Below are 23908 nucleotides of genomic sequence, written 5' to 3' on the forward strand. Positions count from 1 at the left end.
GAACTATTTTCCACTGCCTGGTTTAAAAAAACATATAAGATAAAACCTGATTTTATATAAGGGATTCATTGAACTACTCCTATTAAAATCATCTTTTTTAGATGAAATTTTATACGATTTAGTTATCTGAAAAATATTGATCATATGATTAATCAATTAAAACTTCATGGGAGTATAAAGTACGTCTTAGATAGACTACATGCAAAAACCTGGCCACTAAACTGCTGATAAAAATACGCCATAATGCTGCTAATGAGCGAAAAAATAATACGACTTTACTAAGAAAATTGATGAGGTTCATAGATGGAATGAAAGTTACAATATTGGAATTGAGGTGATTGATCATCAACATCGCTAGATTCTGGACTATATAAATGCTTTAGAGCAGGTCAAAAGTACCGGAGATCGCGATAAAATCAGGGAGGTTTTAGACGATTTAATCGACTATACCCAGTCACATTTCAGCTTTGAAGAAAACCTGCTGGAACAGGTGAGTTATCAATATTTGACTTCACATCGCGGTATACATGAATTATTTGTCAAAAAATTAAATGATTATCGCCTGAAGTTTGAGCAAGGTCAGTCCATTGAAAAAGATTTGCATTGTCTTCTGTCCAAATGGCTCATCAACCATATTCAGCACGATGATCAGGATTATGTCGAAGCAGTACGGGACAATATGTTGAGTTATCTGCGAACACAGGAAAAGAAAAAAGGCAAAGGCTGGTTCGCGCGTTTCTTTAGTTAGGCACTCGGGGATGTAAACAAGCTTTGACCACACATTTCAGCAATGGCCTGCAAGATCAGATGTTCAGGGTTCTCTCTGGACATCCCTTTGATTGCAGCGTCGATCCGGATCAAAAGCTGAGGCCAGCTTAAAAAGCGCTGTGGACTTAAACGACGCAAGGCTTGCTGATATAAGCTCACTTTAGTCTTCCAGATACCGATTTGTAAGGCATTTTGTGGCTGTTCAAATAATTGCATCAATAGACGCATTTCTTTGCTGATACTCCACAAAATCAGGCTCATTGGCTCGCCTGATGCAATCAGATACTGGAAAATCTTAATTGATTGCGCTAGATTCCCATTGAGCAGGGCATCACTCAGGTCATAGGTGTTGTAACGGGACTGGTCCTGCAAGCAGGCATACAGATGGTCAATCTGGATAATATCTACTTCAGCAAAGGTATCCGCCACTCGCATCAGGCTATTTTTGGCAGCTAGTAAATTGTGTTCATGATGCTGCTCTAACCATTGCCAGGCATCATTGGCCAGCTTAATTCCCAGTTTTTCCGCTTCAATCCCGAGGATCTGTTGACGATCTTTTGGGTAGTTCGCTACCAGTGATACATTCACGCCATTGGCATCAATGGTCTGGAAAAAGCTGGATTTCAGACTGCTGGAATCCTGCTTCGGCATGACCACCAACAGCAGGTTATCACTGTCCTGTTGCAGATAGTTTTTTAACAGTTTGAGACCGCTGGCATCAGGTTTGATATTGCCATGCACTTCAATTGCCAATTGGCTAGAAAATAATGACAGGCTGTTTAAAGCATTGAAGACATTTTTCCAGTCAGAGGCAGAGCTAATATCATAACGCTGGCGTTCAACTTCACGGCTTTGCCAGCTGCTACGAAAGGCATCTACCAGATTCTGTTCCAGCAAAGGTTCCTGACCATGCAACACCCAGGCACCGCGAGCTTCATTGACACGTTTTAATGCCTGGAGGTAATCAAGTTTCATTGGGTCGTCTTATTTGGCTGGTTGAGTCGAAGTTTCTGGTTTTGCCAATGGCAAACGATTCGATGAAATTTGACGGGCAATCTGCTGGGCCACATCATCAATCAGGACCTGATTTAAGAATTTTTGTTCCTGGTCATCCGTATTCACGGTTTCAATATCATATTGATAGGTACGGGTCGCGATTACTGTACGAGGTTCAGTCACCGGATTGCCTTGTGCATCTTCAATTCGGAAAGTAACATTCAGACGCAATAAGGTTTCTACCAGTTTGCCATTCAATTCTAGACGGCGAGGGGTGTAATCTAGGACACGTAAGACATAAGCATTAGGTGCATTACTCAGCTGTACTCCGGCAGCACCCAGATAAACGGCTAGTTTTTCCTGAAGATCTTCAGTATTGTCAGGCAAGGCCAGACTCATGACTGAGTAAGCTACAGGTGCGGAACTCGGATTGGTTCCTTTTAAATGAAAGCCACAGCCAACGAGGCCTGCACTTAGACCACAAGTTAAAACAATTGCTGCTAAACGTTTGCCTAAATGCATGAGTATCCTCTTTTTCCCTCAGGGAAATATTTGAAATCCTGAACCGGATTGTAAAGTCAAAGCCCGTTGGCTGGCAACGGGCTTTGTTTGGAATTGTGAAATCCTTTCCCTCATCCTAACCTTCTTCCAAAGGGAGAAGGAATTTCCCTCTCCTACAAGGAGATGGTTAAGGATAGGTTAAATTTAATCCCTCCCGACCTCCCTTTAAAAAAGGGAGGAGACTTCATTTTTTATTTGAAGTGGGAAGTCCCTCTTTTGCAAAGGGGGATTTAGGGGGATTAAATTAAACCACCAAGTTCACTAGCTTATTCGGCACCACAATTTCTTTCTTGGTTGGACCAGTCAGGAATTGTTGAACTTCAGGCAAGGCTTTCGCTTGCGCAAGAATGTCATCTTTAGATGCATCCACAGACACTTCAAGTTTGCCACGAAGTTTACCGTTGACCTGAACCACGATGGTTTGGGTATTACGAGTCAATGCAGATTCATCCACTTGTGGGAACTGCGCTTGAGTTAACTCGATTCCAAACTGAGCCAATAAAGTCTGACTTAAATGTGGTGCAAATGGCGCAAGTAAAATTAAAAGCGTAGTGATCGATTCACGTGCTACAGCAACGTCATTATCATCTTTCGCTTCAAACTTGTTGTTCGCATTTAACAGTTCCATCATTGCTGCAATCGCAGTGTTGAATGCGTGACGACGTTCGATGTCATCACCCACTTTCTGAATGGTTTCGTGAGTCTTACGGCGTAAGTCTTGCGCAGCTGTAGAAAGAGCGGCTTTATCGAATTCAGTCGCAGTATTACCTTTTTCAAGGAAACCTGTTGCCAAACGCCATACACGTTTCAGGAAGCGGTTTGCACCTTCAACACCGGCATCAGACCATTCAAGTGATTGATCAGGTGGTGCAGCAAACATCATGAACACACGTGCAGTATCTGCGCCGTATTGGTCAATAATCGCTTGCGGGTCGATCCCGTTGTTTTTCGATTTCGACATCTTCTCTTGACCGCCAACGACAACGTCTTGACCATCTTCTTTGTATTTCGCAGAAGTGATACGACCTTTTTCGTCTTTTTCAAGCTCGATGTCCGCAGGGTTGAACCATGTTTTCTTACCTGATTCCGCTTCGCGGTAATACGTATCAGCAAGCACCATACCTTGGGTTAACAAGTTAGTGAACGGTTCGTTACCTTGTACCACACCTTCATCACGCATCAATTTGTGGAAGAAACGTGCATAAAGCAAATGTAGAATCGCGTGTTCAACACCACCGATGTATTGATTGACAGGAAGCCAGGTTTGACCCGCTTCAGGTTTCACCATGCCATCGGTAAAGTCTGGAGATGCATAACGTGCATAGTACCAAGAAGATTCTACGAATGTGTCTAGCGTGTCTGTTTCACGACGCGCATCGCCACCACAGCAAGGACAAGTGGTTTCGTAGAATTCAGGCATTTTGTTCAGTGGGTTACCTGAACCATCTGGAACCACGTCAGTTGGCAGTACAACAGGAAGCTGGTCTTCAGGCACTGGAACTTGACCACACGTGTCACAGTTGATCATTGGAATTGGACAACCCCAATAACGTTGACGAGAAACACCCCAGTCACGTAAACGGAATTGAACTTTCACGTTGGCAAGACCTTGTGGTTCTAGTTTTGCCAAGAAAGCATCAAATGCGCCTTGGAAATCTAAACCATCAAATTCACCTGAATTAACCAGTTTACCTTCTTTAGAACCGTACCATTCTTGCCATTGTTTTGCATCAAACTCGCTATCATCAGCACCTTTGGCATCAATCACTTGCTTGATGGTTAAGCCATATTTATTGGCAAATTCGAAGTCACGTTCATCGTGTGAAGGCACCGCCATCACCGCACCTGAACCATAAGACATCAATACATAGTTTGCAATCCAAACAGGAACTTCTTCACCTGTTACAGGGTGCTTTACAGAAAGACCTGTTGCCATGCCTTTCTTCTCGGCAGTCGCTAGATCCGCTTCTGCCACAGAACCCATACGGCATTCTTCAATGAATGCTTGAAGCTCAGGATTATTTTCTGCTGCTTTCAATGCCATTGGATGTTCTGCTGCAACTGCAACATAAGTTACACCCATTAAAGTGTCAGCACGTGTGGTGAATACTGTTAAACCATCTGCATAGATGTCTGGATTCGCTGAAGGGAAGGTAATGTCCATCCCTTGTGAGCGACCAATCCAGTTACGTTGCATGGTCAAGACTTGTTGTGGCCAACCGTCTTTGAGTGTGTCTAAGTCATCCAATAATTCTTGCGCATAGTCAGTAATGCGGAAGTAGTACATTGGGATATCACGTTTTTCAACCAATGCACCTGAACGCCAGCCGCGACCATTTTCAACCTGTTCATTGGCAAGAACGGTCTGGTCTACTGGGTCCCAGTTGACTGTAGAAAGTTTACGGTAGATCAGGCCTTTTTTATAAAGCTGAACGAATAGCCATTGTTCCCAGCGATAGTATTCTGGTGTGCAGGTTGCGAATTCACGATCCCAATCTACAGACAGGCCAAGTTTCTTCAACTGATTACGCATGTAATCAATATTTTCGAACGTCCATTTTGCAGGAGCGACCTGGTGTGCAATAGCAGCGTTTTCTGCAGGAAGACCGAAAGCATCCCAGCCCATTGGTTGTAATACAGTTTCACCTTTTAAACGGTGGAAACGACTGATTACATCACCAATAGTATAGTTACGCACATGACCCATATGCAGTTTGCCACTTGGGTAAGGGAACATCGAGAGGATATAACGACGTGGACCTTCTATAGTGTCGGCAACTTTAAAGGCTTTGCGAGATTCCCAGTCCTGTTGGACTTGAGGCTCAATCGCACTGGCTTGGTATTCTGAGTCAATGTGAGTAGTCATATACGTAATACAAGAGAACGGTTAAAAAATTATGAGGCACAGCATAGCGCAAAATGCACTTATAGTGAATTTTGCGGATGGGATTCTGCAGGAAAAATCTAAATTGACAGACGAGTATGATTAGAAAGCTACACGCTCAGACTGACCACGTTGTAAAGCTTCATTGGCTTCACGCTGTTGCTGCTCATTTTCAGAAACGACAGGCACAGGTGCAGATGAATTTGAGTTACCCGTTTCGGTCTGGTTCTCATTTTCGGTTGTTCTTGATGGTGTAGGCGCGGAATTGGTCCAGCCATAGGTTTCTACTTTGCTTTTGTGCTTGGCATTTTTAGGAGGCGGGGTTTTAGTGTAGTGAGTCACGCCTTTGGCATCTACCCATTTATAATATTCAATCGCTAAAGCAGAGCTGCTCGCTACACCTAAAACAAGCGTAGTAGCAAAATTTAATGCGGTCAGGAAAGATCTTTTCATCAGTAAAAGTCCTGAAAATTTCAAGCGGTTAAATAGAGTTTTTATTGTAGAGAGTTTTTTGCCATAAGATGATTTTTAATTCAATTAATTTTGTGATCAGTAGTGGTTTTATGTTTCAAGCTAATGCTAAAAAAGAGTAATTTTATATAAAAAGAAATTTATTTATAAACAGTTGCATTGAATTTCTTAAAAATTCATTCAATTTTTTTATATAAGACATATTAAAAATTTATAAAATTAAAGTTTTAAGTATATGAAATTTATTGATTTAAATTAAAATTTTAAAGCTAAAAACCACAGTTAAAGTCGAAATTGTCTGTAAAAGCAGCAAATTTTAGACGTATAAACAATAATAGCCTGTTTTTTAAACTTGACTTTACAGACTGAAAACACAAGAATGCTGCAGTAGTTTTATATGCCTTAGATCGATCACCCTTCGAACAAGTGTCATTTCATGCAGTGGGCGATTTCTCTAGCCGAGAAATTGAACAAAGCTAAGCAAAATATGTTTATCCCAACATGTTTTAGGTCTTGTATTGCTCGAACAGTAAAGAGACCAGATTTTTTTTCCTATTGCTATGAAAACTATGAAATTTATGTGCTATAACAGTGCAGACAGTTAATGAATGAACACTGCAAATGCCTCCCATTTGTGCAGTGAATAATATTAGGGTGAATCACGTTGGAACTTTTATCTGGTGGTGAAATGCTCGTTCGCGCATTAGCGGATGAAGGCGTTGAACATGTTTTTGGATATCCAGGCGGCGCAGTTCTACATATCTACGACGCGCTATTTCAACAAGACAAAATTAATCATTACCTCGTACGTCACGAACAGGCTGCCGGCCATATGGCAGATGCATACTCGCGCGTAACAGGTAAAACTGGTGTCGTGCTTGTGACATCAGGTCCGGGCGCAACCAATACCGTAACTCCAATTGCAACAGCTTATATGGATTCCATTCCAATGGTGATCCTGTCTGGTCAGGTTGCAAGCCATTTGATCGGTGAGGATGCGTTCCAAGAAACTGATATGGTCGGTATTTCTCGCCCAATCGTTAAGCACAGCTTCCAGGTTCGCCATGCCAGCGAAATTCCGGCAATTATCAAAAAAGCATTCTATATCGCGTCATCTGGCCGTCCAGGTCCGGTGGTTGTTGATATTCCTAAAGATGCAACTAACCCGGCAGAGAAATTTGCTTACGAATATCCTGAAAAAGTGAAGATGCGTTCGTATCAACCACCATATCGTGGTCACTCAGGTCAAATCCGTAAAGCGATTGATGAACTGATTCATGCGAAACGCCCAGTGATTTACTCAGGCGGCGGCGTGGTTCAGGGCAATGCTTCAGCACAATTAACTGAGCTTGCACATCTATTGGGTTACCCGGTTACCAATACCCTGATGGGCCTTGGTGCATTCCCGGGCGATGATCCACAATTCATCGGCATGTTGGGTATGCACGGAACTTACGAAGCCAACATGACCATGCACAATGCAGACGTGATTCTGTGTGTAGGCGCGCGTTTCGATGACCGTGTAACCAATAACCCGGCGAAATTCTGCCCGAATGCGAAAGTCATTCACATTGACATCGATCCGGCGACCATTTCTAAAACCATCATGGCGCACATTCCAATCGTGGGTGCAGTAGAACCTGTGCTGAACGAAATGCTGAACCAGTTGAAGCAAATGAATGTGTCCAAGCCAAATCCTGAAGCGATTGCGGCATGGTGGAAACAGATTGATGAATGGCGTCAGGTTCATGGCTTGAAGTTCGATGTACCGACTGATGGTTCGATGAAGCCTCAGCAAGTGGTTCGTGCTCTAGACAAAGTCACCAATGGCGAAGCGATCATTACCTCTGACGTTGGTCAGCATCAGATGTTCGGTGCATTGCATTATCGCTACAAGCGTCCTCGTCAATGGATCAACTCTGGTGGTCTAGGTACCATGGGTGTGGGTCTGCCATATGCAATGGCGGCTAAGCTTGCATTCCCAGATCAGCAAGTGGTTTGTATTACTGGTGAAGCGTCTATTCAGATGTGTATCCAGGAACTTTCTACCTGTAAGCAATATGGCTTGAACGTTAAAATTCTATGCCTGAACAACCGTGCCCTGGGTATGGTGAAACAGTGGCAAGACATGAACTACGAAGGCCGTCACTCTAGCTCTTATGTAGAGTCTTTACCTGACTTTGCAAAATTGATGGAAGCTTATGGTCATGTAGGTATTCAGATTGACCATGCAGACGAGCTTGAGTCTAAGCTTGAAGAAGCGATGGCGATCAATGACAAGTGCGTATTTATTAACGTAATGGTTGACCGTACAGAACACGTATATCCAATGCTGGTTGCGGGTCAATCGATGCAGGATATGTGGTTAGCAAAAGGGGAGCGCACGAAATGAGACATATTATCTCTGTACTCGTAGAAAACGAAGCAGGCGCGCTTTCTCGCTTGGTAGGTTTATTCTCACAACGCGGCTACAACATTGAAACATTGAACGTTGCGCCAACTGAAGACCCAACACTTTCACGTCTGACTTTGACGACTTATGGTGATGATCACAAGATCGAACAGATCACTAAGCAGCTGAACAAGCTGGTAGAAGTGGTTAAAGTGGTGGATCTGTCTGAAGGTGCGCATATTGAACGTGAATTGATGTTGATCAAAGTGAAAGCTTTAGGCGCAACCCGTGATGAAATCAAACGTACGACCGATATTTTCCGTGGTCAGGTGGTTGACGTAACGCCAACAACTTACACGATTCAAATCGCGGGTACGACTGAGAAAATCGACGGTTTTATTGATGCATTAGCGGAAAACACGATTCTGGAAGTGGTGCGTTCAGGCGTATCAGGTATCGCACGCGGCGAAAAAGTACTAACCATCTAAATTTTCTAAATTATTTCCTCATTCTAATAAGAAGGGGGCTTCAGGCAATGTGATCAAGGATCATTGCCTGATGAAACGGACACACAAGCATTTAAGCGGAGACAGCAATGCAAATTTTTTACGATAAAGACTGCGACTTATCTATTATCCAATCTAAGAAAGTAGCAATCATTGGTTACGGTTCACAAGGTCACGCACACGCGCTTAACCTTAAAGATTCTGGCGTTGACGTAACTGTTGGTCTACGCGCGAATTCTACTTCTTGGAAAAAAGCTGAAAACGCTGGTCTTAAAGTTGCTGAAGTTCCTGCTGCTGTAGCTCAAGCTGACGTAGTAATGATCTTGACTCCAGATGAGTTCCAAGCTCAACTTTACCGCGACGTGATCGAGCCAAACATCAAAGAAGGCGCGACTCTTGCATTTGCTCATGGTTTCTCTGTTCTTTATAACCAAGTTGTTCCACGTAAAGACCTAGATGTAATCATGGTTGCGCCTAAAGCTCCTGGTCACACTGTACGTTCTGAATACCAACGTGGTTCAGGTGTTCCTGACTTAATCGCGATCCACCAAGATGCTTCTGGTAATGCTCGTAATGTTGCGCTTTCTTACGCTTCAGGTGTAGGTGGCGGCCGTACTGGTATCATCGAAACTTCTTTCCGTGAAGAAACTGAAACTGACTTGTTCGGTGAGCAAGCAGTTCTTTGTGGTGGTGCTGTTGAACTGGTTAAAATGGGCTTCGAAACTCTGGTTGAAGCTGGTTATGCGCCTGAAATGGCTTACTTCGAATGTCTACACGAACTTAAACTGATCGTTGACTTGATGTTCGAAGGCGGTATCGCGGACATGAACTACTCAGTATCTAACAATGCTGAATACGGCGAATACGTAACTGGCGTTGAAGTAATCAACGAACAGTCTCGTGAAGCAATGCGTAATGCGCTTAAACGTATCCAATCTGGTGAATACGCGAAGATGTTCATCCAGGAAGGTGCGTTGAACTACCCATCTATGACTGCTCGTCGTCGTCAAAACGCTGCACACGGTATCGAACAAACTGGTGCTAAACTGCGTGCGATGATGCCTTGGATTCAAGCAAACAAAATCGTAGACAAAGAAAAGAACTAAGTTCTAATTTCTGAGTTACAAGGCCCTTGTTTTATAACAGGGGCTTTTTTATATCTTGTAAAAATGACTGACATCCGTAAGCGTCCGCTGAACACACCTTATGAATTCGTCCTATAAGCCTTAATTTAGTCCTCACTTAAAAACAAGTGGGAACTTAAATTTATGACTACAAATAACCAGACATCCATCGCATCTCTTACGATAAAACGAAGAACATATAGTGCTGAATTTAAACAGCAGATCGTTCAGGCGTGTAAAGCATCGGAGGTTTCAATTGCTTCGGTCGCTTTGCAACATGGATTGAATACAAATCTTGTATCCAAATGGATTCGCTTAATTGATGCTAAGCCAGGGAATGATCGCTCACTACTACCGAATAAACCTGCATTTATTGCCTTATCTTGCTCTGCACCATTAGATCCTATTTCTACTGGCATGTTAACGGTTCAAATTACTTTACCCCACTCAAAAGCAGAAATTGGCTTGAAATGGCAAGTATCAGAAATGTCTGCTTTAGCAAAATTACTCAAGGCACTTACAACATGATCCGTATCGATGAAATCTGGTTGTCTACTCAGCCCATGGACATGCGTGCAGGTATGGATACGGCCATGGCTCAGGTGGTGAGAGCCTTTGGCTACATCAAACCGCATTGTGCTTACCTGTTCTGTAATAAACGTGGCCATCGCATGAAAGTGCTGGTACATGATGGACTGGGGATCTGGCTGTGTGCTCGGCGGTTGGAACAGGGAAAATTTCACTGGGCTAAAGTTCACCAGGGTGAAAGCGTAGCCCTCAGCCCAGAACAGTTACAGGCACTGATCCAGGGTTTGCCTTGGCAGCGCATTGGACGACAGCAAGTGGTCACAATGCTCTAAACTAGCTTGGTCCAAGTTGCTATTCTCCAAACGTTCTATTTCATTCTTCTCATGACCTCAGGCATACTGCGGTCATGAATACACTGCCTGATTTAAGCCAACTGACCCATGAACAACTGCTGGAATTTACTAGACAGTTGGCAATGCAACATCAGTCTCTGGCACAATCAAACCAGCAATTAGATGCCAAAGTTCAGCATCTTGAAGTATCCAATCTGCAATTAGATGCCAAAGTTCAGCATCTTTCCATTCTCAATCAAAAATACGAGCATGAACTTGCGCTGTTTAAAAAGCACAAATTCGACAGTAAAAACGAACATCTCACCGCAAAACAAATCCATCTCTGGGATGAAGCGGTCGAAGAAGATATTGCCGCTGTTGATCTGGAACTGGAACGGCTGAATGCAGATAAAACTGATGCAGCGACACACAAAGCCACAGTCAACAAACCTAAACGTCGACTGCTGCCCGATCATCTACACACCATCCGTATTGAGCATGAACCTGCATCAACCCAATGCAGTTGTGGCTGCCAGTTACGTCGTATCGGCGAAGATATCAGTGAAAAACTGCATTTCAGACCGGCACAGTTCTATAAGGAACAGCATGTACGTGGCAAATGGGTCTGTGATCAGTGTGACACCCTGACTCAGCAAGCGATGCCCGCCTATGTGATTGATAAAGGTATTGCCAGTCCTGAACTGCTCAGCCATGTGCTGGTATCGAAGTATGCCGATCATTTGCCGCTGTACCGTCAGCGCCTGATCTATCAGCGGGCGGGCATTGATCTGTCCAGATCCACGTTATCTGACTGGATTGGTCGCTGCGGTGTAGAACTGGAACCTCTGGCCAATGCCTTAAAACAGGTGGTGCTGCAACAGCGGGTGATCCATGCCGATGAAACACCAGTCACCATCATGCGGATGGGTGATGATGAGAAAAAACCGAAGAAAGGTTATGTCTGGGCCTATGCCACTACACAGTACAATCCAGTTCAAGCGGTGATCTATGACTTTCAGGATAGCCGTTCAGGTCAGCATGCAGAAGAGTTCCTGAATGGCTGGCAGGGCCATCTGGTCTGTGATGATTACAGTGGTTATAAAGCACGCTTTAAATCAGGCGATGTCATTGAGGTGGGCTGCATGGCGCATGCGCGTCGTAAATTCCATGAGCTACATGTGACTGGGAAAAGTCAGATCGCTGAACAGGCATTAGTGCTGATTCAGAAACTGTATGCGATAGAAGCAGAACTCAGGAAAAAGACCGATAGTACAGCAGAACACCGCCGCGAATACCGACAACAGCATAGCCAACCGGTGATGCAACAACTGTATGAATGGCTCAACCAGCATCAACTGACGGTGCCATCGAGTTCTCCAACCGCCAAGGCCATCAATTACACTCTGAAGCGTTGGCCAGCTTTAAGCCGCTATCTGGATGATGGCAATCTACCGATTTGCAATAATTGGGTGGAAAACCAAGTGCGGCCTTGGGCGTTGGGACGTAAGAACTGGTTATTTGCAGGTTCGCTGCGTAGTGGTCAGCGAGCGGCAAACATCATGACTTTAATCCAGTCAGCAAAGCTGAATGGGTTGGATCCGTATGCCTATTTAAGTGATGTGCTGAAAAGATTGCCGACCCATAAAGTGACCCAAATAGAAGAATTGCTACCACACCGCTGGAAATCCAACTCAAATTAAAAAATAGACATGGGGTTCAGCGGACGCTTACTGACATCCTTAGTTAAAATTGTGTGTCTCAAAGAAAGGAAAGCAGTGGTTTTCATTCCTTGCGCTTCATTCAAAGCAATGCTTTGCTTCCTTGCACTTCGTACAAAACAGTGTTTTGTACTCGTTCATACCTTGGATTCAAGCAAACAAAATCATAGATAAAGAGAAAAACTAATTTCTTGAATCATTTGATTTGAATGCGAAAACCCACTCACTAGAGTGGGTTTTTATATAGTCAAATAATAATTTAAATAAATATAAGAAGATAAGATGAAAGATCGAACTGAATTTTTAATATGGAAAATCATATCTATGCTTGGACTGAAGTGGGAGTAGGTGATTAAGAGCTTGAGCAATGTGGAGTCGAATTTAAAAATACCGAAACTTTATAGCAACAAATCCAAACGATTATTTATCGTGATGTATTGGGGATTTAGCTGGTTTTCATTAAGTTTATTGTTAGCTGTCTTAATTCCAATTTTATGTTTATTGTTTGGAGTAGATTTGTTGCCTGACTGGGAATTTGAGGATAAAAGGTGATCTCAAAAAATAAATCATATCCCAAAATGGCAATTATTTTATAAGTTGAATCCATCGGCATGAATCAGGTATTTAATCGGTTATTAGTTGAGCAGAAGTATAGTAAAGAAATTGAAAAGGCAGATAGAACAGGCGTAAAGCATCAGCAAGTTTAATAATGTAAGAAATATTCAGCTCCCATAAATCAATTCATAAAACAGTCACACCTTAATTTCATACTTGATCAAAAGTATGGATAGTTATATCTCTTTAACTTTTAAATGCTTTGAAATAACCAAATTTTGAGTAAGAGCAAGGCAAGAAGCGGCTTCCAGATACATTTTCACCAAAGTCTTGGGCGCTATAACTGCACTATACTCGAAGCACATTCGATCCTTCTCAGGTTTTGTTAAAGGCTAGATAATTATTCTCAAAGAATGAATTGAATGTGGTAATTCAGACTTATTTCACTGAATACCAGTATAAATAAATTATCTATTAACAGTTCAGGGATAGGTCGGATTGAAAGCTTAGAAAATATAGTGCAGGAGGCGATGGCCAGCGGTGGAGCAATGATCGCTAATGATCATGGATGTACTTGTTTACAGCTGCAACATGATCGGAAAAGTTGGCTGAGTAGGTTGGGATAGTAGTAAGAATTCATCTGTTAGATGTTTGAATTAGGCGATTTATAACGATTACAGAAGGATGCAGGTATTAAGAAACTAAAAAAGGTGAATAGCGATTATCTCATGCGTCAATTTGAACAAGCTCTATTTTTCAGTCGTACAAAACCTGAAATGCAGGGCATAAAACAATAAGAGCTCTACAATGAAATTTCAGAATGCAAAATTAAAGTTTTTAGAAATTGATTTAAAAGGCTGTATTTATCTTAATCATTTTTCACATTCAGAACGCATTGCGGCTTTTTTTAAAATCATTAGCCGGTTGGGCAATGGCGTATTCTGGTATTTGATGCTCATTGCCGTCTGGCTGATTCAGGGTCTGATGTATACCTTACAGATTGTTTATCTGGTGTTTGGCAGTATGGTTGGGACCCTGATTTATAAACTCTTAAAAACCAAAACAGTACGGCCACGTCCTTACCAGGTGCATCAGGTGATTCGGCTTTGTGAGCATCCGCTGGACCATTTTAGTTTTCCTTCGGGACATACCTTGCATGCGGTGATGGTCACAATCGTACTGGGTTATATCGTACCTTTCTTGCTGTTTTTAATGTTGCCATTTGCCATTCTGGTGGCGATCTCTCGAATGGTTTTAGGCTTGCATTATCCGAGTGATGTGGCGGTAGGAGCCATATTGGGCGCACTGGTAGCCACCATGATTGTATTTACGGCACCTTTTTTTAATATCATGTTGTAAAAAATTACGAGATGATCTGGCAAAGGCTCGCAGAAATTTGCAGATTTGCTAAAGTACTACATCACAGTAAATAGGCTTAGGAATAGACATGGGTTTACGTTGGACTGATACCCTCGATATCGCGATTGAATTGTATGAAGCGCATCCAGACGTGGATCCGCAATGGGTTCGCTTTACTGACCTGCATGCCTGGGTATGTGCACTTCCTGATTTTGAAGATGATCCAACCAAATCAACCGAAGGGCTTCTGGAAGCCATTCAAATGGCATGGATTGACGAAGCACGTTAATTGCCAATTGAAAAAAGCAATTTTTTTACAGTTTAAAGGCAGAAAAAAGTCCATTATTCGGTATAATGCGGCAAATTTTCATGTCAACAATTGACTTAAGGAGCCAATCATGGCTATTGAACGTACATTATCTATCGTAAAACCAGACGCAGTTGCTAAAAACCACATCGGTGACATCTTTGCTCGTTTCGAAAAAGCAGGTCTTAAAATCGTTGCGACTAAAATGAAACACCTGACTCAAGCTGAAGCTGAAGGCTTCTACGCTGAGCACAAAGAACGCGGTTTCTTCGGTGACCTAGTTGCATTCATGACTTCTGGTCCAGTTGTTGTTTCAGTTCTTGAAGGCGAAAACGCTGTTCTTGCTCACCGTGACATCCTTGGCGCGACTAACCCTAAAGAAGCTGCTCCTGGTACAATCCGTGCAGACTTCGCTGTAAGCATCGACGAAAACGCTGCTCACGGTTCTGACTCTGTAGCATCTGCTGACCGCGAAATTAACTACTTCTTCGCGCAAACTGAGATTGCTCCACGTACTCGTTAATACGCAGTATTCAAACCAGATAAGTGTTATTATACTTATCTGGTTTTTTTATTCTCTGAATAATTCTTTGCTCAGATATTGAGCTTCTCCTTTCATCTTTAGACATGGTTTAGGTATACACATGAGTACTGAAGTGGTCGCTACATCAGCAGTTTCTGATGCACAGCAACAATCTCCGTCCACTCCTGCACAGCAAAATTCTGTGGAAAAAGTGAACTTACTAGGCATGTCACGTCCGCAAATGGAAAAATTCTTCGAAGATATGGGCGAGAAGAAGTTCCGTGCCGGTCAGGTGATGAAATGGATTCATCAGTATTTCGTGACTGATTTTGCCGAGATGACCAATATCTCAGGCAAGCTGCGTGAAAAACTGGAAAAGATTTGTGAAATTAAAGCGCCAGAAGTGGTGCATAAAAACTATTCCAAAGACGGTACCCGTAAATGGGTATTCCGTGTCGGTGATGGTGACGGCTCTCTGGTTGAAACTGTCCTGATTCCGGCAGAAGACAAGACCGGCTCACGTAAGACCCTGTGTATTTCTTCACAAGTAGGCTGTGCCCTGGACTGTTCATTCTGTTCAACCGGTAAGCAAGGTTTCCAGCGTGACCTGACTCAAGCTGAAATCATCGGTCAGTTGTGGATGGCAAACTACTCCTATATGGAAGAAGTGCCTGTGGCTGAGCGTGAGCGTTCAGTGACCAACGTGGTGATGATGGGTATGGGCGAGCCATTGCTGAACTATGACGCTGTATTAAATTCTATGCGCATTATGCTGGACGATTTTGCTTATGGCATGTCTAAACGCCGCGTGACGCTTTCAACGTCTGGTGTCGTGCCGAAAATTGACCAGTTGGCACAAGATATTGATGTGGCTTTGGCGATCTCATTACACGCAACCAATGATGAACTGCGTAATGAACTGGTGCCAATCAACAAAAAATATCCGCTAGAGCAGCTTATTGCCGCTTGTCAGCGTTATATCACTAAAGATGGTAATGAAAGTGCGCGTAAGCACGTAACCATCGAATACGTAATGCTGGATGGCGTAAATGACAAGCCTGAACATGCCCAGCAGATGATCAAGCTGCTCAAAGATCTGCCAAGCAAGATTAACCTGATTCCATTTAACCCGTTCCCGCATGCGCCATATGGCCGTTCAAGCCGTAACCGGATTATTTCTTTCCAAAAAACTTTGTCTGATGCCGGTTTTGTGTGTACGATTCGTCAGACACGTGGTGATGATATCGACGCTGCGTGTGGACAACTGGTAGGACAAGTCGCTGACCGTACCCGTCGTGCGGAACAGTGGAAAAAGAAAATTGCGCAGTCCAACGAGATTATGCGCTCACAAGGATAACAAGAGGTCGCCAATTGAGTAATCTGACATCTAAACTTGCTTTGGTTTCAGTAGTATGTGGGTCTTTGGTTTTAACTGCGTGTCAAACGCCAGATCTGGGTCAGAAGGACCCGGAAAAAGCCACCAAGGTTCGTACTCAGTTGGCGGTTGAATATCTTAAAAACGGTGATCTGGATTCAGCTAAACGTGCGCTGGATCAGGCACTGGAAACTAATCCGCGTGATTCGCAAGCCAATATGATGATGGGCGTGCTGCTTCAGCAGGAAGGCAGCAAACCTAATCTTGAAAAGGCCGAAGGTTATTTCAAGCGTGCAATTTCGGCAGATCCCAAAAATGCCCAGGCACGAAATAACTACGGCACCTATTTATATCAGCTTGAGCGCTATAAAGATGCGATCGAGCAGTTCGAAATTGCCGGCGCAACTTTAGGTTATGACCAGCGATTTCGTGCCCTTGAAAATATGGGACGGATTTACCTGAAACAGGGTGATTTGGTGAATGCTGAAAAATCATTCAAACAGGCACTACAGGCTAATCGCGCTTCGTATATATCAATGTTAGAGTTGGCAGAAATTTTTTATCTGAACCAGCAGTTCCCGGCCGCGACTCAAATGTATGAACAGTTTGTACGTGGCGCGGGGCAGAAAAACCAGAGTGCCCGTGCGCTCTGGATTGGCATTCGCACTGCGCGTGCCAGTGGCGATCAGTTAGGCATGCAGGTATTGGTCAATCAATTACGTGCATTGTTCCCTGAAAGCCCGGAATACCAACGTTATTTGCAATTACAGTACAGTACTGAGGCCGTATGGAAGTAAATCCTAATTCAGATTCGAATAATTCGAGCGTAGCTCCAAACGCGTTAGGAAATGTTCAGCGTCCAGGTGAGTACTTACGCAAGATTCGTATTAATCAGCAACGTGAGCTTGAAGACATTGCCAAAGAACTCAATATTCCGGTAAAGACCCTGAATGCCTTGGAAAAGGATGATTATAAATCTTTGCCTGAAGCGACCTTTATCAAGGGCTATTACCGCACCTATGCCAAATATCTCGGTGTCGATGCTTCTAGCCTGATTCAGCGTTTTGATGAAATTTATGCCAATGATACCGGTATGGTTGCAACGCACGCCCTGAAAGATTCTCCAATCAAGATCATGGGTAAATTGCCAGGTTCAAAACGTGATCGTAACCGCAAATGGTTAAAGCGTGGCCTGATTGCACTGGTTATAGTACTGATCTTGGGTGCACTGGTCGCCATGATCCAGAACTGGTCAGAGAGCAGCGAGAATAGTGCCGAAGTTGCGGACACCTCTTCTGATGTCGAAATTTTAAATCTGGATGCCGGTGCTGCCATGTCCGGTGATCAGCTCAAGCTTGATTTTAGCCGTCCGACCTCTGTGCATATTGTAGATGCAGGTGGTAACGTGCTGGCCACTGGTCGTCAGGCGTCTACTATAGAGCTGAACGGTGAAGCGCCATTCCAGATCCGACTGGATGATGCGACAGCAGTATCACTCAGTTTAAATAATGAAAGTATTGCATTGTCACCTTATACGGTTAACGGAAAAGCAGATTTCCGTTTATCACGTTAATGGTGAGCAGATAGGGCGAAATCATGATCGTAAATCCAATTCAGCGCCGTCCAACACGTAAAATCCGTGTCGGTTCTGTCTATGTCGGTGGTGATGCACCGATCACTGTTCAGTCAATGACCAATACTGAAACCTGCAATGTCGCAGCAACTGTTGCTCAAATTCAGCGTTGTGTGGATGCAGGCGCAGACATCATGCGTGTCTCTGTTCCAAGTATGGAAGCAGCGGCCGCATTTGGTGAAATTCGTAAGCAAGTTGACGTACCACTGGTCGCAGATATTCACTTCGACTATAAAATTGCGCTGGCTGTTGCTGATCTGGGTGCAGACTGTCTGCGTATTAACCCGGGGAATATCGGTTCGGAAGCCAAGATTCGTGAAGTCGTGGCAGCAGCACGTCATAATGACATTTCTATGCGGATTGGCGTGAATGCCGGTTCACTGGAAAAAGATATCCAGAAAAAATATGGCGAGCCAACAGGTGAAGCATTGCTGGAATCTGCGATGCGTCATATCGACATTCTGGATCGTCTGAATTTCCATGAATTTAAAGTATCGGTTAAAGCTTCAAATGTGTTTTTGACTATGGATGCTTATCGTCTGCTGTCTAAACAGATTGATAATCCACTGCACTTGGGTGTGACTGAAGCGGGTGTGTATCGTACCGGTTCAGTAAAATCAGCGATTGCTCTTGGCGGTCTACTGATGGAAGGCATTGGCGATACCATGCGTATTTCTCTGGCAGCCGAGCCTGAAGAAGAAATCAAGATTGGTTTTGATATCCTGAAATCGCTGGGTCTTCGTTCTAATGGAATTAACTTCATTGCCTGCCCAAGCTGTTCACGTCAGGAATTTAACGTGATTAAAGTAATGCAGACCCTTGAAGAACGTCTGGAAGATGTCCGTGTTCCGATGGATGTGTCTGTGATTGGCTGTAAAGTGAATGGTCCGGGTGAAGCCAAAGAAGCCGATATTGGTGTAGTAGGTGCAAGTCCGCGCTCACTGGTGTATCGTAATGGTGAAAAGAGTCATTTAATCGATACCAATCAACTGGTTGATGAAATCGAATCAATGGTTCGTCAACGTGTTTCCGAGCTTGAAGAAGCCAAATCAAAAGAAATTATTCGCACAAGTTTTTCTGAGTAGATCATGAGTTCAATCGTCGCAATCAAAGGTTTTAATGACATTCTCCCAACGCAAACCCCAGCTTGGAGACGTCTTGAACAGCATCTGTCAGGTCTGATGGATGCCTATGGCTATCAACAGATCCGTTTGCCGATGGTTGAACAGACCAATCTGTTTAAACGTTCGATCGGTGATGCCACAGATATCGTTGAAAAAGAAATGTACACCTTCCTGGACAAAGGTAATCCGCCTGAGTCTCTGACTTTACGTCCTGAAGGAACAGCGGGCTGTGTACGTGCGATGCTGGAACATAACCTGCTTCGTGGTGCAACACCGAAAGTGTGGTATATCGGACCGATGTTCCGTTATGAAAAACCGCAAAAAGGCCGTTATCGTCAGTTCCACCAGTTTGGTGTGGAAACCTTTGGTGTGGCAACACCTGATCAAGATGCAGAGCTGATTCTGATGACTGCGCGCCTTTGGAAACGTATGAGCGTTGCTGACAAAGTTCAACTTGAACTGAATACACTGGGCGAGTCTGATGAACGTGCAGCGTATCGTGCGGCACTGGTAGAGTTCCTGCAAGCGCATAAAGCGGATCTGGATGAAGATTCTCAACGTCGTCTGACGACTAATCCGCTGCGTATTCTGGATTCCAAAGATGCCAAAACTCAAAGCATTCTAGAAAATGCGCCAAAACTTCACGACTTTATGGGTGAAGAAACACTGGCACACTTTAACCAGTTACAACAGTATTTGTCAGATGCCGGTATTAGCTTCGTCATCAATCAGAAACTGGTACGTGGTCTGGACTACTATAACAAAACCGTATTTGAATGGACCACTACTCACTTAGGTTCGCAAGGTACTGTGTGTGCTGGTGGTCGTTATGATGGCTTGGTCGGTCAATTGAAAGGCAAAGCGGATCAATCTGTGCCTGCAGTTGGTTTCGCGATGGGGATGGAGCGATTATTGCTTCTCCTGGAACAGGTGGAAGACAATACGCCAGTACGTGATTGCGAAGTATTCCTGGTTGCCGATCCTGCTTCTCAAGGTAAAGCACTGGTATTGGCTGAACAGATTCGTGATCAATTGGAAGCTGCAGGCAGTAATATTCGTCTGAAAGTCGGCTCTCAGGGTTCAATGAAATCGCAAATGAAAAAAGCCGATCAGGCCGGTGCTTTATATGCAGCCATTATCGGTGAGCGTGAACTTGAAACACAAAGCTTTACGGTGAAAGAGCTGGCGACTGCAGAGCAATCTACTGTGCCATTTGCTGACTTTGTCGCATTTTTCAGTACTAAAATTTCTTCAAAATAATCGATAAAACATTAGGAAAAAGGTAATCGCATGAGCGCAATGACTGATGATGAACAACTTGAAAGTTTGAAATCCTTCACGAAGAAGTATGGTTCTTCGATCATTATCGGGATTCTGGTTGCGCTGATTGCCTTTTTCGGATGGGAATATTGGCAGAAGAAAAACTTGGCAGAATCGCAAATGCAGACTGCCAAGGTTCAGCAATTGATGGATGAAGCACAGGCTGCAGATGGTGATGCTTTTGCCAAGCTGTCTGAAACTGCAGACAAGATTGTTAAAGAAGCACCGGATTCGGCCCAAGCGATTCAAACCCAGCTGGTCATGGCGAAACTGGCTTATGACAAGCAAGATTATGCTGCCGCTGAGAAAGCATTGCAAAAAGTTGAAAACTCTAAAGTTGACGATAAAGGCCTAGTTCAGGTTGTTAAATTGCGTCTGGCTTATGCACAATTAGCACAGAAAAAATATGATGCAGCCCTGAAAACTTTAGATGCAGTCACTGAACCTGCATTTAAAGCAACCGCTGATGAAGCTCGTGGCGATATCTATGTTGCCAAAAATGATATTGAAAATGCCAAAAAAGTATATCAAAGTGCATGGGATGCTTTGATTGAACGTAAAGAAGAACGTCAAATTTTACAAATTAAGCTCGAAAGCGTAGGCGTGTTGGTCGATGACCCGGAAATCGAACGCCCAATTATAGAAACACAAGTGGAAGAAGCTGAATGAACAGAACATATAAAATCACCTGTGCTTTAACTGTTTTAACTCTTGCACTCGCTGGCTGTGCGGGTAAGACCAATAAAGTACCAGAAGTAAAACCGAATCCACTTCCAAAAATCAGTCAGACTAAAACACTTGTTCCTGTATTTTCGACCAGTGTTTCTTCAACAGAGAAGGCTGATCCGCTACGTTTACGTCTGGATGCGGATAACGGAGTCGTATTTGCGATCGACCCTAAGGGTGAAGTCACTGCTTTTAATGGCAAGCAGCGCCTGTGGCAGAAAAAAGTCAGCAAAGATACTTTAAGCTCTGGCGTTGAAGCCGCTGATGGGATCGTGGTGGTTGGCAGTAATAAAGGCCAACTGATCGCACTAGATCAGCAGACTGGTGAACAACGCTGGACTGCACAATTGACTGGTGCCATTTTGGCGCCTTCACTGGTTCATGCAGGTCGCGTAATTACTGTTACTAATGATGGTACTGTATATGCCCACGAAGTGGCTTCAGGCGCTCAGGTATGGACCTACGATTTACCGAATGTCCAGTTTAGCCTGCGTGGCATGGCGGCTCCAGTGCCTTTAGATGCACGTAATGTATTGATTGCGACTTCAAATGCTTATATTTATGCAATCGATGCCCTAAGTGGTGTGCCTAAATTGCAGCGCCGTGTTGCGATTTCTGATGGTCGTTCGGACATTCAGCGTTTGATCGATATTGACGGTGATCCTGTCGTAGCAGGTCAGTTTATTGTGACCACTAGCTATCAAGGTCAGGTGACTGTATTTGATCTGGCTTCACAACAGGTAATCTGGAGTGAAGATGCTAGCAGTATCCAGCGACCGGAAGTGGTTGGTAATGGCGTGTTTGTTGCCCAAACCGATGGTAAAATCAGCGCTTATGAAATTACCACTGGCCAGCCTTTATGGGAAAATGACCAGTTGTTGAATCGTCAGCTGAGCAATCCGGTAATGCTTGGAACTGAACTTGTCGTAGGTGATCTGGACGGAGTACTGCACCTGTTAGATCCATCAACAGGACAGATTATTGGCCGTGCTAAAACTTCTGGTGAAGTGCGTCATTTACGCGTAATTGACAACCAGCTCTATGTTTCGACTCGCAAGGGTGCATTAAGCATCTGGCAGAATCGTTAATTTTTGTTTGGCTTATGCTAAAATAAGCCAACCGTATTTTTTACGCGGGGTGATTGAATATTCAATGCCCCGTGTTTTTATTTATTTTAGGCTTTAATCCTATTCCCTTTTTCTTCCAAAACTTTCTGATGTTCAGGCCATTTTTAGACAGCCTGATATTGAATAAAGGTTAATCTATGAAACCCGTAATTGCGCTCATTGGTCGTCCGAACGTCGGAAAATCAACTCTGTTTAACCAGATAACCAAGAGCCGTGACGCATTGGTGGCAGACTTTGCAGGTCTGACACGCGACCGTAAATATGGTGATGCGATCTATCAAAACAAATCTTTCATTGTCGTAGATACCGGTGGTATCGGTGAAAATGAAGGTGGTATTGACTCCTACATGGCTGAGCAGTCTAAAACCGCGATCCATGAAGCTGACATGATCATTTTTGTGGTCGATGCACGTGCCGGATTACTGGCATCTGATGAACAGATCGCTCGTGAACTGCGTACTTTGGGCAAGAAAGTTTTCCTTGTAGCTAACAAAGTTGATGGTGTACATGCTGAAGCTGCTCTGGTTGAGTTTTATAAACTCGGTATGGGTGAGCCTATGCAGGTTGCTGCCAGCCACGGCCGTGGCGTACAGCAAATGCTGGAAGAAGTACTTGAAGGTGTGCCTGAAGATGAAAGTCCGGAAGAACATGACAAGAATACTGGTCTACGTCTTGCAATTATTGGTCGTCCAAACGTAGGTAAATCGACACTGGTAAACCGTCTATTGGGTGAAGAGCGTGTTGTAGCGTTTGACCAGCCAGGAACGACGCGTGACTCGATCTATATTCCTTTTGAGCGTGATGGTCGTCAATACACCCTGATTGATACCGCTGGGGTACGCCGTAAAGGTAAGGTTGATGAAATGATTGAGAAATTCTCAATTGTGAAAACCTTACAGGCGATGAAAGACGCGCACGTAGTGGTGATCGTGGTGGATGCTCGTGAAGGCATTGTAGAGCAGGACTTGCACCTGATCGGTTATGCGCTGGAAGCTGGCCGTGCCATGGTGATTGCGATCAATAAATGGGACAACATGTCTGAATATGATCGTAAACAATGTAAGCTCGATGTAGAGCGTCGTTTTGACTTTATTCCTTGGGCTAAAATCCACCTGATTTCTGCGTTACATGGTACAGGGGTCGGGGAGATGTATCCATCGATTCACCGTGCTTATGATTCTTCACATCTGAAAGTATCACCAGCGAAGTTGACCCAGATCCTGAATGATGCCACTGAAGCGCACCAACCACCTACTGTACAAGGTCGTCGTATCAAGATGCGTTATGCGCATATGGGCGGACAGAATCCACCGACCATCGTGGTTCACGGTAATAAGGTAGATAAGACACCTGCGGACTATCGCCGCTACCTAGAAAACGTATTCCGTAAAGTGTACAAACTTGAAGGTACACCGGTAAAAATTGAATTTAAAACCTCAGAGAACCCGTTTGAAGGCCGTAAGTCACAATTGGATGAACGTACTGCTGCGCGTCGCCGTCGTTATGTACAAAAATTCAAGAAAGCCGAGAAAAAATTTAAACGTGGTTAATTGCCATATTTAAATAAAAAAGCCTGCAA

The 23908-nt window shown here is 43.8% G+C and carries 22 protein-coding genes; 18 read left to right on the forward strand and 4 right to left on the reverse strand.

Features of this window, described 5'->3' with window-relative positions; translation table 11 throughout:
* Nucleotides 1-358: 358 nt before the first annotated feature.
* On the forward strand, nt 359-748 hold the full coding sequence (locus FOC32_RS06965) for a bacteriohemerythrin (protein WP_224214010.1): 390 nt from the start codon (nt 359-361) through the stop codon (nt 746-748).
* Here the strand turns inward: FOC32_RS06965 and holA are convergent.
* The 4 genes from holA to FOC32_RS06985 form a co-directional block, all read right to left on the reverse strand.
* Nucleotides 745-1743 (reverse strand): DNA polymerase III subunit delta, encoded by a 999-nt coding sequence (gene holA / locus FOC32_RS06970; protein ID WP_005232151.1) that lies wholly within the window; start codon nt 1741-1743, stop codon nt 745-747. The two genes, FOC32_RS06965 and holA, sit on opposite strands and share 4 nt — an antisense overlap.
* Nucleotides 1744-1752: 9 nt before the next feature.
* The gene (locus tag FOC32_RS06975) at nt 1753-2286 is read right to left on the reverse strand and encodes a hypothetical protein (protein WP_005232148.1); all 534 of its coding nucleotides are present in this window, start codon (nt 2284-2286) and stop codon (nt 1753-1755) included.
* Nucleotides 2287-2569: 283 nt separating this feature from the next.
* The gene (gene leuS / locus FOC32_RS06980; RefSeq protein ID WP_005232146.1) at nt 2570-5191 is read right to left on the reverse strand and encodes a leucine--tRNA ligase; all 2622 of its coding nucleotides are present in this window, start codon (nt 5189-5191) and stop codon (nt 2570-2572) included.
* A gap of 120 nt (nt 5192-5311) precedes the next feature.
* Nucleotides 5312-5662 carry a DUF4124 domain-containing protein gene (locus FOC32_RS06985; RefSeq protein ID WP_005232144.1) on the reverse strand — a complete coding sequence of 117 codons (351 nt, stop codon included), beginning with the start codon at nt 5660-5662 and terminating at the stop codon, nt 5312-5314.
* Nucleotides 5663-6344: 682 nt separating this feature from the next.
* Between FOC32_RS06985 and FOC32_RS06990 the strand changes: the two genes are divergently transcribed.
* From FOC32_RS06990 to der, 17 genes are all read left to right on the forward strand, one after another.
* Nucleotides 6345-8072, forward strand: coding sequence for an acetolactate synthase 3 large subunit (locus FOC32_RS06990; protein ID WP_034580267.1), 1728 nt, complete (start codon nt 6345-6347; stop codon nt 8070-8072).
* The gene (gene ilvN / locus FOC32_RS06995; protein WP_004782091.1) at nt 8069-8560 is read left to right on the forward strand and encodes an acetolactate synthase small subunit; all 492 of its coding nucleotides are present in this window, start codon (nt 8069-8071) and stop codon (nt 8558-8560) included. The genes FOC32_RS06990 and ilvN overlap by 4 nt, the downstream gene beginning before the upstream one ends.
* Nucleotides 8561-8667: 107 nt before the next feature.
* Nucleotides 8668-9684, forward strand: coding sequence for a ketol-acid reductoisomerase (gene ilvC / locus FOC32_RS07000; RefSeq protein WP_005232140.1), 1017 nt, complete (start codon nt 8668-8670; stop codon nt 9682-9684).
* 162 nt (nt 9685-9846) lie between these two features.
* On the forward strand, nt 9847-10230 hold the full coding sequence (tnpA, locus tag FOC32_RS07005) for an IS66-like element accessory protein TnpA (RefSeq protein WP_005100737.1): 384 nt from the start codon (nt 9847-9849) through the stop codon (nt 10228-10230).
* Nucleotides 10227-10562, forward strand: coding sequence for an IS66 family insertion sequence element accessory protein TnpB (gene tnpB, locus FOC32_RS07010; RefSeq protein ID WP_004642106.1), 336 nt, complete (start codon nt 10227-10229; stop codon nt 10560-10562). Before tnpA ends, tnpB begins: the two co-directional genes overlap by 4 nt.
* A gap of 74 nt (nt 10563-10636) precedes the next feature.
* Nucleotides 10637-12262, forward strand: a complete 1626-nt coding sequence (gene tnpC, locus FOC32_RS07015) for an IS66 family transposase (protein WP_005104480.1) — start codon at nt 10637-10639, stop codon at nt 12260-12262.
* A 1380-nt stretch (nt 12263-13642) separates the two neighbouring features.
* Nucleotides 13643-14194: a phosphatase PAP2 family protein gene (locus FOC32_RS07020; RefSeq protein ID WP_004782094.1), complete on the forward strand. Its 552-nt coding sequence runs from the start codon at nt 13643-13645 to the stop codon at nt 14192-14194.
* Nucleotides 14195-14282: 88 nt separating this feature from the next.
* The gene (gene iscX, locus FOC32_RS07025; RefSeq protein WP_005232138.1) at nt 14283-14483 is read left to right on the forward strand and encodes a Fe-S cluster assembly protein IscX; all 201 of its coding nucleotides are present in this window, start codon (nt 14283-14285) and stop codon (nt 14481-14483) included.
* 109 nt (nt 14484-14592) lie between these two features.
* Entirely contained in the window at nt 14593-15024 is a 432-nt protein-coding gene (ndk, locus tag FOC32_RS07030; RefSeq protein WP_004782097.1) for a nucleoside-diphosphate kinase, read from the forward strand.
* 121 nt (nt 15025-15145) lie between these two features.
* Nucleotides 15146-16381 carry a 23S rRNA (adenine(2503)-C(2))-methyltransferase RlmN gene (gene rlmN / locus FOC32_RS07035; protein WP_005232136.1) on the forward strand — a complete coding sequence of 412 codons (1236 nt, stop codon included), beginning with the start codon at nt 15146-15148 and terminating at the stop codon, nt 16379-16381.
* A 14-nt stretch (nt 16382-16395) separates the two neighbouring features.
* Nucleotides 16396-17196 carry a type IV pilus biogenesis/stability protein PilW gene (gene pilW / locus FOC32_RS07040; protein ID WP_175966667.1) on the forward strand — a complete coding sequence of 267 codons (801 nt, stop codon included), beginning with the start codon at nt 16396-16398 and terminating at the stop codon, nt 17194-17196.
* Nucleotides 17187-17972: a helix-turn-helix domain-containing protein gene (locus FOC32_RS07045; protein ID WP_005232131.1), complete on the forward strand. Its 786-nt coding sequence runs from the start codon at nt 17187-17189 to the stop codon at nt 17970-17972. Before pilW ends, FOC32_RS07045 begins: the two co-directional genes overlap by 10 nt.
* Nucleotides 17973-17995: 23 nt before the next feature.
* The gene (gene ispG, locus FOC32_RS07050; RefSeq protein WP_005232130.1) at nt 17996-19117 is read left to right on the forward strand and encodes a flavodoxin-dependent (E)-4-hydroxy-3-methylbut-2-enyl-diphosphate synthase; all 1122 of its coding nucleotides are present in this window, start codon (nt 17996-17998) and stop codon (nt 19115-19117) included.
* A 3-nt stretch (nt 19118-19120) separates the two neighbouring features.
* Nucleotides 19121-20416: a histidine--tRNA ligase gene (gene hisS, locus FOC32_RS07055; RefSeq protein WP_005232127.1), complete on the forward strand. Its 1296-nt coding sequence runs from the start codon at nt 19121-19123 to the stop codon at nt 20414-20416.
* A gap of 30 nt (nt 20417-20446) precedes the next feature.
* Nucleotides 20447-21145, forward strand: coding sequence for a YfgM family protein (locus tag FOC32_RS07060; RefSeq protein WP_005232125.1), 699 nt, complete (start codon nt 20447-20449; stop codon nt 21143-21145).
* Complete coding sequence (gene bamB, locus FOC32_RS07065; protein ID WP_005232124.1) at nt 21142-22290, forward strand: outer membrane protein assembly factor BamB; 1149 nt, start codon at nt 21142-21144, stop codon at nt 22288-22290. Before FOC32_RS07060 ends, bamB begins: the two co-directional genes overlap by 4 nt.
* A 176-nt stretch (nt 22291-22466) precedes the next feature.
* The gene (gene der, locus FOC32_RS07070; RefSeq protein WP_005232122.1) at nt 22467-23879 is read left to right on the forward strand and encodes a ribosome biogenesis GTPase Der; all 1413 of its coding nucleotides are present in this window, start codon (nt 22467-22469) and stop codon (nt 23877-23879) included.
* The last annotated feature ends 29 nt before the right edge of the window (nt 23880-23908 follow it).

The sequence above is a fragment of the Acinetobacter sp. FDAARGOS_724 genome (assembly GCF_013364475.1).
Classification (GTDB): domain Bacteria; phylum Pseudomonadota; class Gammaproteobacteria; order Pseudomonadales; family Moraxellaceae; genus Acinetobacter; species Acinetobacter variabilis.